At 59.7% G+C, this 14,104-nt stretch carries 9 protein-coding genes and 1 pseudogene; 7 read left to right on the top strand and 3 right to left on the bottom strand.

Going from position 1 to position 14,104, the window contains the following annotated elements; genetic code table 11:
• Positions 1-8 precede the first annotated feature (8 nt).
• Both AB4Z52_RS31850 and AB4Z52_RS31845 read left to right on the top strand, forming a co-directional pair.
• On the top strand, positions 9-2,723 hold the full coding sequence (locus AB4Z52_RS31850) for an ABC transporter transmembrane domain-containing protein (RefSeq protein ID WP_442221863.1): 2,715 nt from the start codon (positions 9-11) through the stop codon (positions 2,721-2,723).
• 38 nt (positions 2,724-2,761) lie between these two features.
• Complete coding sequence (locus AB4Z52_RS31845; RefSeq protein WP_442221862.1) at positions 2,762-3,238, top strand: cyclic nucleotide-binding domain-containing protein; 477 nt, start codon at positions 2,762-2,764, stop codon at positions 3,236-3,238.
• Between the two features lie 16 nt (positions 3,239-3,254).
• Here the strand turns inward: AB4Z52_RS31845 and AB4Z52_RS31840 are convergent, their stop codons facing one another.
• A complete protein-coding gene (locus AB4Z52_RS31840) occupies positions 3,255-4,400 on the bottom strand; it encodes a fumarylacetoacetate hydrolase family protein (RefSeq protein WP_442221861.1) in 1,146 nt (381 codons plus the stop codon).
• A 51-nt stretch (positions 4,401-4,451) separates the two neighbouring features.
• Positions 4,452-4,685, bottom strand: a complete 234-nt coding sequence (locus tag AB4Z52_RS31835; RefSeq protein WP_442221860.1) for a hypothetical protein — start codon at positions 4,683-4,685, stop codon at positions 4,452-4,454.
• A 128-nt stretch (positions 4,686-4,813) separates the two neighbouring features.
• On the opposite strand from AB4Z52_RS31835, the gene bcsN reads away from it, so the two are divergent.
• From bcsN to AB4Z52_RS31810, 5 genes are all read left to right on the top strand, one after another.
• Positions 4,814-5,716, top strand: a complete 903-nt coding sequence (bcsN, locus tag AB4Z52_RS31830; RefSeq protein ID WP_442221859.1) for a cellulose biosynthesis protein BcsN — start codon at positions 4,814-4,816, stop codon at positions 5,714-5,716.
• A 97-nt stretch (positions 5,717-5,813) separates the two neighbouring features.
• On the top strand, positions 5,814-8,009 hold the full coding sequence (bcsA, locus tag AB4Z52_RS31825; protein WP_442221858.1) for a UDP-forming cellulose synthase catalytic subunit: 2,196 nt from the start codon (positions 5,814-5,816) through the stop codon (positions 8,007-8,009).
• Positions 8,006-10,417, top strand: coding sequence for a cellulose biosynthesis cyclic di-GMP-binding regulatory protein BcsB (locus AB4Z52_RS31820; protein WP_442221857.1), 2,412 nt, complete (start codon positions 8,006-8,008; stop codon positions 10,415-10,417). Before bcsA ends, AB4Z52_RS31820 begins: the two co-directional genes overlap by 4 nt.
• A complete protein-coding gene (locus tag AB4Z52_RS31815) occupies positions 10,414-11,466 on the top strand; it encodes a glycosyl hydrolase family 8 (RefSeq protein WP_442221856.1) in 1,053 nt (350 codons plus the stop codon). Before AB4Z52_RS31820 ends, AB4Z52_RS31815 begins: the two co-directional genes overlap by 4 nt.
• Positions 11,463-13,817 carry a tetratricopeptide repeat protein gene (locus tag AB4Z52_RS31810; protein ID WP_442221855.1) on the top strand — a complete coding sequence of 785 codons (2,355 nt, stop codon included), beginning with the start codon at positions 11,463-11,465 and terminating at the stop codon, positions 13,815-13,817. The genes AB4Z52_RS31815 and AB4Z52_RS31810 overlap by 4 nt, the downstream gene beginning before the upstream one ends.
• 60 nt (positions 13,818-13,877) lie before the next feature.
• Here AB4Z52_RS31810 and AB4Z52_RS31805 read toward each other — a convergent pair.
• Positions 13,878-14,104, bottom strand: a pseudogene (locus AB4Z52_RS31805) (alpha-glucosidase/alpha-galactosidase); the annotation flags it as partial.

Below are 14,104 nucleotides of genomic sequence, written 5' to 3'. Positions count from 1 at the left end.
GATAATCAATGGAAAAAAGCCTAGCCAAATATATCTGGTCAAATACCCGTCTGGAGCAGATCTGGATTCTGCTCGTCGTTGCCGCGTCGATGGTTCCATATTTCCTGTCCTTCGACCTGCCGAAGCAGATCGTCAACGGCCCGATCCAGGGAAAGGGTTTCGAGAAGGAAGGCGCGACGCAGACCTTCATGCATTTTGCCTACGATGTGCCGTGGATCGGCCATATAACCTTCTTCCGTGGACTGCAGCTGACCCGCTTTGAGATGCTGATCGCACTCAGCCTCGTCTTCCTGGCACTGGTCGTTCTCAACGGCCTGTTCAAGCTCTACATCAACACCTACAAGGGCCGGCTTGGCGAGCGGATGTTGCGTCGCATCCGTTTTGAGTTGATCGACCGCGTCCTGCGCTTCCCGCCCTCACATTTCAAGCGCGTCAAGGCGGCTGAAATCGCCACCATGATCAAGGACGAAGTGGAGCCTATGGGTGGCTTCACCGGAGATGCCTTCGTGCAGCCGGCGCTTCTTGGCGGCCAGGCGATCACATCGCTCATTTTCATCGTCATGCAGAACTTCTGGCTCGGCATGATCGCCGCAGCCATCGTCGCCGTTCAGGCCGTTATCATTCCACGCATGCGCAAGCGGCTTTTGGAACTCGGCCGCCAGCGCCAGTTAACCGCGCGCGAGCTCTCCGGCCGCGTCGGCGAAATCGTCGACGGCATCGGCACGATCCACGGCAACGATACGTCGAACTACGAGCGCGCCGACATCGCCGCCCGCCTCGGGCTGATTTTCTCGATCCGTTACGATCTTTACCAGTGGAAGTTCATGGTGAAGTTCGTCAACAACTTCCTCGCCCAGGTGACGCCGTTCCTGTTCTATTCGATCGGCGGCTTTCTCGCGCTTCAGGGTCGGCTCGACATTGGCCAGCTCGTCGCCGTCATCAATGCCTATAAGGACTTGCCCGGCCCTCTGAAGGAACTCATCGACTGGGACCAGTCGCGCCAGGACGTGCAGGTCAAGTATAACCAGGTGGTCGAGCAATTCAGCGTCGAGCGGCTGATCGACCCGAAAATCCAGCTGCTGGACTGCGAGCCCAGCGCCCGGTTGACCCATGCGCTGACGGCGACCAACCTGACGATCACCGATGACAGCGGTGCGCGCGTGCTCGATCACGTCTCGGTGGAAATCAATCCCGGCGAGACCGTGGCGATCGTCGGCGAAAGCGGCAGCGGCGGCGAATATCTGGTCGAAGCGTTTGGACGTGTGCTCTGGCCCGATAGCGGTCGCGTCGCCATCGACGGACAAGACCTGCTGGAATTGCCGGAATCGATCACAGGGCGTCGGATCGCCTATGCCGGCTCGGACACCTATTTCTTCCACGGCACGCTTCGGGACAACATCCTTTACGGATTGAAGCATGCTCCGATGACGACGGTCGAATATGAAGGCGCTGAAGCGACCAAATTCAAGTGGTCGATGATCGAGGCTCGTCGTGCCGGCAACCCTGAATTCGACCTCAACAGCGATTGGGTCGACTATGCCTCGACCGGCGCTACCGGACCGGGGGATCTCTATAGCGTCATGCGCCCGGTGCTCGATGCCGTGCTGATGTCGCAGGATTTGCTCGATATGGCCCTGCGTTCGACGATCGATTCAGGAGCCCATGAGGATCTTACGTCGCGTATCGTCGAACTGCGTCAGGCGCTTTTGCAGCGCCTGAAAGAGGAAGACCTCGACGGGCTGGTGGTGCCTTTCGAATTCACCACCTATAACCCACAGGCGACGGTCGGCGAAAACCTTCTGTTCGGGACATTGAAGCGGCCCTTGATGACCAACAGAAAGCTGGCAGCGCACCCCTATTTCCGCAAACTCTTTCAAGATACCGGCCTCAACGTCGAACTCTATGCGATGGGGCTGGAAATTGCCGACAACGCCGTCGAACTGTTCACCGATCTGCCGCCGGACCACCCCTTCTTCCAGCAGCTGACCTTCATGACCGCCGATGATATCCCGGAATATCAGGCGCTTTTGCAGAAGCTGAAAGGCCGGGGCTTCGATGCTGCAAACGACGAGGAACGGACGAGCATCATCCGTCTAAGCTTTTCCTATATCGAACCGCGCCACCGCTTCGGTCTCCTGACCGACGAATTGATGGCAAAGATTGTCAGGGCGCGCGCGGAATTCCACGAGCATATACCCCCGGACCTCAATGCCGTCATCGAGCGCTACGACCCGCAACGCTTTACCGCCTCGGCAACGCTGATGGATAACGTCCTTTTCGGCAGGATCGCCCATCAGCAGGCGGACGCGCCGGAGCGCATTCACGTCATCATGCGCGATCTCTTCAACAGGTTGGGGCTGCAGGACAGCGTTCTTTCGATCGGACTGGACTTCAACGTCGGCTCCGGCGGCAAGCGGCTGACCAACGTGCAACGGCAAAAGCTCAATCTCGCCCGGGCATTGCTGAAGCGCGCCGACTATCTGATCTTCAACCGCCCTCTTCTTGCGCTCGATCATCGCTTCCAGGACCAGATCGTCAGGACCGTACTGACGAGCCTGCACCAGGAGGGCCACGCTCCGGCGATCGTTTGGGTACTTTCAAACGTGACATTGGCGGAACTGTTCGAACGAATTCTCGTTTTCAACGGTGGAACGCTGGCGGAAAGCGGCACCAGCAACGATCTTTTGGAGAAAAACGGTATGTTCAAAGAACTGTTATCGTAATACGCTAGAGGAGCGGCGTACTGGGGGTTTGAACGATCATGCTTCTGAAAGATGAAGTCGAAATGTTGAGGCGAGTGCCGATCTTTGCCAGGATCGCACCCGCAAAGCTCAAGCTTTTGGCCTTCACATCGGATCGGGTCAGCTACAAAGCCGGTCAAATTCTGTTTCACCAGGGTGACTTCGGCGATGCTGCCTATGTGATCCTTTCGGGGACAGCCGAGGTCCTCGTCGACACGCCAGCAGGCGAGATCAAGATTGCCGACGTCGAATTGAACTCCATCGTCGGTGAAATTGCCATTCTTTGCGATGTGTCCCGTACGGCGACAATCAGGGCAACCTCGAAGCTTGAAGCGTTGCGGATCAGCAAGGAACACTTCCTGAAGCTCCTTGCTGATTTCCCGGAGATGACCGTCGAAATCATGCGCGTGCTGGCCGACCGCCTGAACCACACCACGACAGAGCTGACCGCCGCCCGCAGTCGCCAATCCGAACTGCAGCCCGCCCCGACACATTGAGCGGTTGCCCCGGCTTCTAGAGCAAGCCCCGTGACGAAAGATTTCGCATCAGGCGCGATACCCCGAACTCCCACGGCGCACATTCCGTCGACAATAGAACGCGGTTGCGCAGCGCACCGAGCTTCTCATTGGAAATCGTGACGATATCTCCGATCTTGTGCGTGAACCCCTGACCCGGAACACCGCGATCCTCGACCGGCGCAAACAACGTTCCCATGAACAGCACGAAACCGTCGGGATACTGATGATGACGGCCAATCGTCTGCGAAACGAGCTCCAGCGGATCGCGGCTGATTTCCTTCATCGAACTTTTGCCGTGAAGCACAAATCCGTCCTCGCCCTCGACCTTCAGCGCAAGATCGGCATTGCGCACGTCGTCAAGCGAATAGGTCTCATCGAACAGTCGGATAAAAGGGCCGATCGAGCAGGAGGCATTGTTGTCCTTGGCCTTGCCGAGCAGTAGCGCTGAGCGGCCTTCCACATCGCGCAGATTGACGTCATTGCCGAGCGTCGCGCCCTTGACCCGCCCTCGGCTATCGACGGCAAGGACGATCTCCGGCTCTGGGTTGTTCCATTTGGAAATCGGGTGAAGACCGACATCGCCACCGTGGCCGACGGAAGACATGACCTGCGCTTTGCTGAAGACCTCGGCGTCAGGACCAATGCCCACCTCGAGATATTGTGACCAGACGCCTTCCTCGATCAACGCCGACTTCACCTTTGCCGCCTCCGCCGATCCTGCCTTAAGGTTGCGCAAACTGTCGCCGATGATGGCGGTAACGCGGCCGCGAATAGTCTGCGCAAGCTCGGGATTGCCGGCAGCGCGCTCCTCGATGACGCGCTCGAGCATGGAGCGCGCGAAGGTGACACCACATGCCTTGACCGCCTGGAGATCGATCGGCGCGAGAAGGTGCACAACGCTGCGATCGATGGGACCGCTCAGCAGAGCGCCGACGCTGCCGACGGCCGCGCCCGTTTGCGAGCGGACGTAAGCTACCGGATCATCGCGCTCCAGGAGATCGGACATCGTCGGGATGTCCTTGGAGGTGACGTCATAGACGTTTCCGTCTCTGACAACGACCACGGCGGGCCCTTTCGCCTCTGGTCGCCAAATTCGCCCGACAAAGGTCCCGGTATTGAATGTATCGATATCGCCTGTCACCCGTCACACCCCCCAGCAATCGCATTTTGTCGTTCGTCCACGGCCTGCCGGTCAACAAACCGCAGCAGCGATCTCTTGTCCGCCACGCCGGTCGCTCTTGTCAATAAAACGGGAGAGTGAAAGAGCGCGGGCGCTGTGTCTGCCGGTTGTCATGCCGATGAAGCGGTTCGAATTGTTGAAGCCAATGCTCAAGCGCAACCATGCATGGATAGAAAATACAAATGCATCCTTAAAGGCATATGACCTCAACGTTGCGTTGACATCACAATTGCTTAAATGCGGCAATTGGTTATTCCTTGAACATGATTTTGCGCACCCTGATTCGGCGCCATCCGTCGTGGCGAGCGGCCCACAAAGGCGCCCATAGAGGCCGGAATCCGTCCCCAAGAGGACGCATTCTCGGTGCCGCATGCTTGGCGTTTGCCTGCGCGACCATTTCAGGTTGCGCTTCGAAGGAGGGTATTCGCGTTCCAGGCCCGGCTGTCACAGTTGCCACTGACAAGGCCTTCGTATTGCCGCCGCCCGGCGGCCCGTCGATCGTCAACATCGTTCAACATGATTTCAGCAATGCGGTACGGCAGGATATCTATCTCTTCACCTCAGCTGTGACGCCGGGACAGAATCTCCTCAGAGTGACGTTCTTCGGTCCCGTTGGCCTGGAATATGACGACCGCAAGGATCTTGGCTACTCCTCCCTTCGCAACGGCAATGTCGACCGAGACATGCGACGCGACGTGCCGGGCGTCGCCATGGGGCGGTCGGATATTTACGTACAGAATAATTACGGACCATTCGGGTACGCCACCGGCAAGAGCCGTTGGGGCGATACTTGCCTCTATGGCTGGCAACAGATCCGTTCCGGTGACAATGCGCGCGCTGCCTTCGTCGATCGCGGGACAGTCGAGATCCGCCTGAGGGTCTGCGACGCCCATGCAAGCGAACAGGCGCTGCTGCGCGTCATGTATGGCTATACCGTTGCAGGCACCTTCCCTGCACCAGGGTGGAATCCCTATGGCAGCCCTCCAACGATTGACCCTTCGCTCGGCCGGACCGGCAACCCCATTTACCCGGAGGTGCCGGCAGATCACGCCAACCCACCGCCGCCAGGCTATCAAGCGCAGGATCGCATTCCGGTCGCCACCGTGCGGCGGCAAGCTGCCCAGCCGTCGGCCCCCGCGCCGGCTCCCGTCGTTCGCCCGATTGGGCCGCTAGTTCCCGCGCCGTCTGCGCCTGCCGAAGGAGCCAAGACCAGCGCCGTCATTGTCCCCGGGCCGGCCTGCGACAGCGCCGGGCAAGGAGGTGTGGCATGCAAATAACCAAACGCGAACTCACCCGCCGCTTCCGATATAGCAAGCCGTCTCATGCCCCCGCCGCCTTGCCGCAGCGGCATGTTGGCCGGAGATAGAGGGCATCATGCGCAAGGTTGGTATCATTATCATCTGGATTGTCGTTGCGGCGTGTGTCTGCATCTTGGTTACACTGCCGATAAACCTCCAGACTCAGTTGATAGCCAGCGTTACCGTCGTCGCCATCATGAGCGTCATCAAATTCATGCGCGGCGAAGGGAGATGGCGGCTGGTGGCGCTCGCCTTCGGCAGCTCGATCATCCTGCGCTATGTCTTTTGGCGCACGACAAGCACGCTGCCCCCGCTGAACCAGCCTGAAAACTTCATTCCGGGCTTCCTGCTCTATCTCGCCGAAATGTACAGCGTCATGATGGGCGCGCTCAGCCTCTTTGTCGTGGCGATGCCCTTGCCACCGCGACCGTCGCGTGGTGCATCGGAGACGAAATTCCCGCGTGTCGATGTCTTCGTGCCCTCCTACAATGAAGATGCGGCACTGCTGGCCAATACGCTTGCCGCTGCAAAAAGCATGGATTATCCGGCTGATCGGGTTGACGTCTGGCTTCTCGACGATGGGTCCACGCTTCAAAAGCGCAACGCAACCAATATTCTGGAAGCGCAGGCTGCAACGGCTCGCCACGAGCAATTGCAGCTGCTGTGTGCCGAACTCGGCGCGCACTATCTGACCCGCGACCGCAACGAACACGCTAAGGCCGGCAATCTCAACAACGGCATGAAGGCATCAAAGGGCGAGCTGATCGCCGTATTCGATGCTGACCATGCGCCTGCGCGGGATTTCCTGCGCGAGACGGTCGGGTATTTTGACGAAGACCCTCGTCTGTTCCTGGTCCAAACGCCACACTTCTTCCTCAATCCCGATCCGATCGAGCGAAACCTCCAGACATTCGACAAGATGCCGAGTGAGAATGAGATGTTCTACGGCATCATCCAGCGCGGCCTTGACAAGTGGAATGCCGCGTTCTTCTGCGGTTCAGCGGCGGTCCTGCGGCGCAAGGCGCTGGAGGAGACCGATGGCTTCAGCGGCATCAGCATCACCGAGGACTGTGAAACTGCGATCGCGCTTCATTCGCGCGGCTGGAACAGCATCTATGTCGACAAGCCTCTAATCGCGGGGCTGCAGCCGGCGACCTTTGCAAGCTTCATCGGCCAGCGCAGCCGCTGGGCTCAGGGAATGATGCAGATCCTCCGCTTCCGCTTTCCGCTCCTGAAGCGCGGCCTCTCGTTCCCACAGCGTCTTTGCTACATGTCATCGACGCTGTTCTGGCTATTCCCGTTTCCACGCACGATCTTCCTCTTTGCCCCGCTCTTCTACCTCTTTTTCAACCTGGAAATATTCACCTCCTCTGGCGGCGAGTTTCTCGCCTACACGTTTGCCTATATGGTCGTGAACATGATGATGCAGAACTACCTCTACGGGTCTTTCCGCTGGCCGTGGATTTCCGAACTCTATGAATATGTGCAGACCGTACATCTGCTGCCAGCGGTGATTTCCGTTATCCTCAACCCGCGAAAACCGACCTTCAAGGTGACCGCGAAGGATGAATCGATCTCGGTCAGCAGATTGTCGGAAATCAGTCGGCCGTTCTTCGTCATTTTCGCAGTACTACTGGTTGCACTCGGAATGGCGGTTTATCGCGTCTATGCTGAGCCTTACAAGGCGGACGTAACCTTGGTGGTTGGCGGTTGGACGCTTCTCAATCTTATCATGGCGGGCTGCGCGCTCGGCGTTGTGTCCGAGCGCGGCGAGCGATCCTCGTCCCGGCGCGTACGCGTCAACCGTCGTTGCGAATTCGGTGTCGGCGACAAATGGTATCCAGCTTCCATTGAAGACGTGTCCGTCCACGGCGCCCGGCTGCACGTCTTCAGCAAGACGTTCGATCCCTTGGAAACGGGAACGCATGGCGTCATAAAATTTCGCCCCTACAGCAGCGCAGAGGAGGAAACTCTCTCTATCTCGGTACGCAACACGCAGGCAGCTGGTGACATCACGTCAATCGGCTGTCTCTATATGCCAAAGAGCGCGTTGGATCACCGCTTCATCGCTGACCTGATCTTCGCAAACTCCGATCAATGGACAAAATTCCAGCTGTCGCGCCGGCGCAATCCGGGGCTTATCCGCGGAACGATCTGGTTTGTCGGTGTGGCGCTCTACCAGACCAGCCGGGGTCTCGTTTATTTCTTCCGCAGTCTGAGATCGAAGGATCAGCAGGAGAAAACCCAGCCGATTGGGGTGCCTGGCGAATGAGGATAGCGCTTTTAGCGGCAGCAATTCTTATGGTCCTCGCCCCCTTTGCGGTGGCACAGGTCTCGCCGTTCGACATGTCAGGCGAGAAGCCAGCTGAGACAACGCCGGCCCCGCCAATGCCTGCGACAGCTCGGCCTGTGCAGTCAGCGCCGGCTCCTGCGCCCGTCGCTCCGGCAGTTCCGCCTTCGACCCACCAGATTCCACCGGCGACCGCGCCCGCCCGGCCTGCTGCTGTCGCTAAGCCAGCGACAGCGCCTCGCGTCGGCGATATCCGCCGCTACCTCATTCCATCAAGCGAATTCGGACTGAACGGCGAGACCGATCGAAAGAACTGGTCGATCTACCTCACCCTGGAGCAGGCCGCAGCACCTGCAAAGCTGCACCTGGCCTATCAGAATGCGATCGTCGTTGCGCCGGAATCCTCGACTTTGTCCATCTTCGTCAACAACCGCCTGGTCGGCGCAACCCCGATCCATTCGGCGGACAATCCATCCGAGTTAAGCTTCGACATTCCAGCCAATCTCCTCCAGCCCGGATCGAACCTGATCGGCTTTGGGGCCGAGCAACGACACCGCACCGACTGCAATATCGAATCGACCTATGAACTTTGGACGGATATCGACCCGAAACGCACCTATCTGAGCTTCGCCGGCTCAGCTGCGGCCACCTCTACGAGCGCTGACGGCGTACGCGCTATCGGCGTCGACGAAAAGGGCGAAACCGAATTCGATTTCGTCGTTCCGGCACTTGCCCAGCCGGGCACGACGAAGCCATTGTTGAGGTTGTCGCAGGGGCTTGCCGTCCTCAGCGGAATGCCGAACCAATCCTTTTCGTTCCAGACGCGCGGCCTGCCGGAGATGACCCCTGGTCGGTTGGCAGTGCTTGTCGGGACCACTTCGGAGCTACAGCCGTTTATCGCCGTGCCGGTCGCCGCCCAATTGGCGCCGCTTGCCACTTTCATAACCGATCCGCATAGCGGCGCGCCGATCCTTCTCGTAACCGGCCCGTCGTGGCAGGCGGTTGCTTCCGCAATCGAAAGTCTCGTTTCCTCCACCGATCGGTCGGTGGGCATCCAACGCGATGTGCTGGTGACGCAGCGTTGGCAGGCGCCGGATGCGCCATTGCTCCGTTCCAATGCCGATATTCCCTTTGCAGAACTTGGCGTCGCGACGACGCAATTTTCAGGACGCCGTTTCCGCGCCAATTTCGGCATCGCCGTCCCAGCCGATTTCTACGCCAATGCCTATGGCGAGGCCACCATCCTTTTGGACGCAGCCTATGCCTCAACGGTGCTGCCCGGCAGCCATATCGACGTCTATGTCAATGGCAGCGTCGCCTCGACGGTACCGATCAGCAATTCTGGCGGCGGCATCTTTCGCCATCTGCCGATCCGGGTGACGATGCGGCATTTCCGTCCCGGGCTAAACGAGATCGCGGTCGAGGCATCGCTGCTGACAAGCAGTGACAAGGTGTGCACACCGGGCGCGACGGCCCCGACCGATCCGCGGTTTGCGCTTTTCGACACGTCGGTTTTCCATATTCCGGACTTCGCCCGGGTCGGGCAGCGGCCTAACCTTTCGGCGACCGCCGGTACGGCCTATCCCTACAGCCGATCGGATGTTCCGCTTCCGCTGATCATGGACGCAATTGACAACGACACAATATCGGCGACGGCAACTTTTCTCGGTCGCCTGGCAATGATGGCCGGACGGCCCATTTCGATAGACGTTACAACCTCGTCTGCCGGCGTGGGTGATCGCGACGCGCTGTTCATCGGATCGATCTCGCAAATCCCCTCAACGGCGCTGACCCAACTGAATATTGCAACTGCGAGCCAGGCGACCTGGCGACCCTTAGCCGCCGGCCAGTCGACGGAGATCGATACCGGCGCTACGTTCGAGCAGTGGCGAGCCAAGGTTCGCGGCGGCAGCTGGAGCGGCCAGATATCGGCGTTCGAGGAATGGCTGCGCCGCAATTTCGATATCTCGCTGGGGTCTCTGCGTTTTGCGCCGAGCGCCCAGGAAATGTTCTCCCCGTCAAACGCCGATACATTGATGATAGCGCAAGGCGTCGGTCCAGACGGTGACGGCACCTGGACACTGGTGACGGCTCCCGCGTCAGAAGATCTTCGCAGCGGCCTTTCCGCGCTGGTAAAAGAAGAAAACTGGCCGCAGATCGCCGGACGGATCACGACCTATGCCGAAGCCACGAAAAAGATCCATTTGGTTCCGGTCACGCGTTTCGATTTTGTTCCTTCGCAGCCACCGTCTTTCAACAATTACCGGCTGATCGCTGCCAACTGGTTGTCGACGAACATCCTGTCCTACGCCATGCTGGTTGCCTCTTTCGCGGTTGCGCTGGGGTTTGCAACCGCCAGCCTCCTGTCGAACCTTGGGCGTCGGCGATGAAACGGTGGCGGGTTGCGACAATCATGATCGGCCTACTTCTGGCCTTCTTCGGCGGAGAGCCCGCCGCAGCAGGCCAGCCGCTGATCGATGCGCGGGCCTGGCAGGCATACAAGGCGAAATTTCTCGACCCCGGCGGCCGGATCGTCGATGACGCAAATGGGGGTATCAGCCACAGCGAGGGACAGGGCTATGGCCTCCTGCTCGCATATTTTGCTAATAGTCCGGCCGATTTCGAGCAGATCTGGTCCTTCACGCGCACGGAATTGATGATCCGCGACGACGGACTTGCTGCCTGGAGCTGGAATCCCGACAAATACCCTCACGTCCAAGACATCAACAACGCGTCTGATGGCGATATTCTGATCGCCTACGCGCTCGCTTTGGCTGGTTCGCGCTGGCAGAACATCGACTATACGCGCGAGGCAACGAAGATTGCCCAGGCGCTGCTGAAAGAGACTGTCATCGTTTATCAGGGCCGGACGCTGCTTCTCCCGGGCGCCTCCGGCTTTTCGGAAACGGATCGAAAAGATGGCCCAGTGGTCAATCCATCCTACTGGATATTCGAAGCCTTCCCTGTCCTCGGCACACTCGTTCCTTCCGATAAGTGGCAAGATGTCGTCCAAACTGGTGTGGATCTACTCCAACAAATGCAATTCGGCACAGGCAAGCTCCCATCCGATTGGGTCAGCGTCAGGCAGCGCCCTAGGCCGGCTGACGGCTTCCCGCCTGAATTCGGCTACAACGCAGTGCGCATTCCCCTTTATCTGGTCCGCGGCGGCATCAATGATCCAGCATTGCTGACACGATTGAAACAGGGAATGAGCGGGCCCGACGGCTTGGCGACGCTGATCGACCTGTCGAGCGACAAAGTCGTAACAACGCTTTCTGACCCTGGCTATCAAATCATTAGCGATCTTGTGAGCTGTGTTGTCGATGGGGGAAAAATGCCTGCTACCGTCAAGCAGTTCATCCCGACCCTATATTATCCATCGACACTTCATCTGCTCGGGCTTGCCTATGCCGCGGAGAAACATCCGGAGTGCCTATGAAACCGTCTTTTGCTGCGTTATCAGCTGCGGTCGTCGTAACGATGGTCTTCCTCGGGCTGAATAACCCCGAGCGCCTACGACAGACGATCGATGCGGCGATCAGTACTGTCGACGCAACTTCAACGCCACTTCTCAGGCGCGGGGTACGCGTCGGCGCCGATTTCCACTCGCCGGATTTGCAAAGCGAGCCAATGCCACAGCTGGCGCAGGCGAATGTCGAACCGGTCGATCAAAGCGGCGGAGAGATTGCCGCGAGACCGGTTGCCATAGTGGCCGACCCCACGCCACCCACCAAAGCCCCATCGGAGATGACTGCCGAAACGGCCGCTCCTGCCCTCGCCCAGGCGGCTCCGCCAAATCAACCCGCCGCTGCTGCGGCTGCGCAACAGCCCGCAGTCGACGAAAGTGCGTTGCGCTATTTTGCCAGCCGCGGCGACAAGGCACGGCTTGAGGTCGAGATTTCGCGGTTGCGTGCTCTTTATCCCAAGTGGACACCGCCAGCCGACCCTCTTGCCGTTCCGCAAAACAAGGACAGCAAGCTGGAAGCCATGTGGCAGCTCTATGCCGACGGCCGCTATGCCGAACTGCATAGGGCGATCACCGATCGACAGAGTGGCGAACCGGGTTGGCAACCGCCTCCGGATCTGCTCGATCGTCTTGATGTCGCGGAGGCACGCGCACGTCTCGTCAACGCATCCGACCTCAAGCAGTATGCGAAAGTGGTCCAGACCGCGGCGGAAACGCCAAGTCTCCTTACCTGCAGCGAAGTTGACGTGCTTTGGAGGGTGGCGGAGGCCTTCGCCCATAGCGACCGGATCCCTCGTGCGCGGGATGCGGACCTCTATATACTGAAGAATTGCGACAACCCCGCTGAGCGTCTGGCGACGATACAGAAGGCGGCAGCCTTGCTCCCCTATGCGACGGTGCAGGATTTATTATCGCAGGAAAGGCCGCTGCCCGACGGAACCCGCGAATTTGAAAGCATTCGCGACGATCTCGCACGCCGATTTGTAGCGGATGCAAACGACGACCCGAAGCTTGCGATTGCGTCGGAATATCCGAGCCGGCTTGAGCGGTTGGTTGAAAAGCAGGGACTTGCATCCGATGCCTTGCTGCTCGGCTGGTACCATATGCGTCGTCAGGAAATGGCGGATGCGGAAAAATGGTTCCGGGCTGCGCGAACCAAGGAAGATGCCGCCTCCGCCTCGCAGGGCCTTGCCTTGACACTCATCGCGCGGAAGGCACCGCAGGAAGCAGAAGAGGTGATGTACAGGTGGCGCGACAGTTCGAAGGACGCAACCGCGACTTATCTTGCAGCGACGGCGAACCTTCTTGCACTTGACCCGCCGCCGGCACTTCAGCCCGATGTCTTGCTGCGAATAGCAACGGAGGTGCTTGCGCGGCACGACGTGACCACTGCGCAGGAGTTCGGTTGGTATGCGCGGCAACTCAACCAGCCGGCGACCGCCGCCCAATGGTTTGAGACGGCGCTACGTTGGAAACCGGAAGACGAACCTTCGGCCTATGGCCTGGCCATTACGCGCCAGCTATTGAACGACAAGCAGGGCGTGGCGGAGGTTCAGCGGCTCTGGGCTGGAAAATCCGACCGCATCGCCTTGCTTGGCGATGCGAGGAAGACGGCCGCGGACGGCCGGCCTCCGCTGCCGGCGCCCGGCAATACAGGTCCGCAATCGCTTGCTAGTCAACCGCCTTCGATCCAGGGCGAGCCCCCGGTAACTCCGGCACCCAAGCAGGCTACTGCACCGCGAACCGTCACTGCAGGTGCACCGTCCAGACTGCATGCCGGTCGCGAGCCGCGCCTGAATACAGCCGAAGGATGCGCGACGACCGTCGATCCGGAGACGCTGCCGCCTGCGCTGGCCGTTACCCGCGGATGGTGCCTCATGGGCCTGAACCGCCCGGCGGAGGCAGCGGCTGCCTTCGAGGTGGGGTTACGCGCCAGCACGCAGAAAGCGCGGGAAGACGCTGCCTATGGCCAAAGCCTTGCCTATCTCCGCCTCGGCCTCACCAGCAATGCCGCTGTTGCCGCAACCAAGGCGCCTTTGTCGCAACAACGAGCGCTGGAACTGCAAACGTCGATCCTCACCAATCGCGCCAGTAATGCCTTCGATACCAAGCGCTACCGCGAGGCCATTCTCTATCTCGAACAGCTCAGCCAGCTGCAGCCGGAGCGCATCGACCTCATGGTCCTTCGCGGCTACGCCTATCTCAATCTTAAGCGCTATTCCGATGCGATCCGCATTTTCGAGGCCGCCGCTGCCACCGGCAACCACGACGCCATCACGGGATTGGCAAACGCGCGGGAGGCACAACGCGAGCCGCCGAGGTAGCGGCGAGATCAGACCGGCCGCGCGCTCGAGGGCCGGCGATGACCCCGCCGCTCGATATCGTCAGTCCTTCCTTGCCCATTCGGGCAGCCATTGGCGATGGGCTCGAAGCAGGTCGTCGGTCAGCGACCAGATCTGGTCGAGGTCGAGTTCGGCGGCCGTGTGCGGGTCCATCATCGCCGCGTGGTAGATATGCTCCGGGTTTTCGCTCATCAGGGCTGCGACGGTCAGTTCCTGGACGTTGATGTTGGTGCGGATCAACGCCGTCAGCTGCGGCGGCAGCGCGCCGA

The sequence above is a fragment of the Rhizobium sp. 2YAF20 genome (assembly GCF_052114685.1).
GTDB lineage: Bacteria > Pseudomonadota > Alphaproteobacteria > Rhizobiales > Rhizobiaceae > Rhizobium.
The sequence above is the reverse complement of the archived record's forward strand: the minus strand, read 5'-3'. Positions and strand labels throughout refer to the sequence as shown.

Bases quoted from the DNA above. Each gene is read 5' to 3' on its own strand.
- AB4Z52_RS31850 (WP_442221863.1), top strand. From the start codon at position 9: ATGGAAAAAAGCCTAGCCAAATATATCTGGTCAAATACCCGTCTGGAG.
- AB4Z52_RS31845 (WP_442221862.1), top strand. From the start codon at position 2,762: ATGCTTCTGAAAGATGAAGTCGAAATGTTGAGGCGAGTGCCGATCTTT.
- bcsA (WP_442221858.1), top strand. From the start codon at position 5,814: ATGCGCAAGGTTGGTATCATTATCATCTGGATTGTCGTTGCGGCGTGT.
- AB4Z52_RS31820 (WP_442221857.1), top strand. From the start codon at position 8,006: ATGAGGATAGCGCTTTTAGCGGCAGCAATTCTTATGGTCCTCGCCCCC.
- AB4Z52_RS31815 (WP_442221856.1), top strand. From the start codon at position 10,414: ATGAAACGGTGGCGGGTTGCGACAATCATGATCGGCCTACTTCTGGCC.
- AB4Z52_RS31810 (WP_442221855.1), top strand. From the start codon at position 11,463: ATGAAACCGTCTTTTGCTGCGTTATCAGCTGCGGTCGTCGTAACGATG.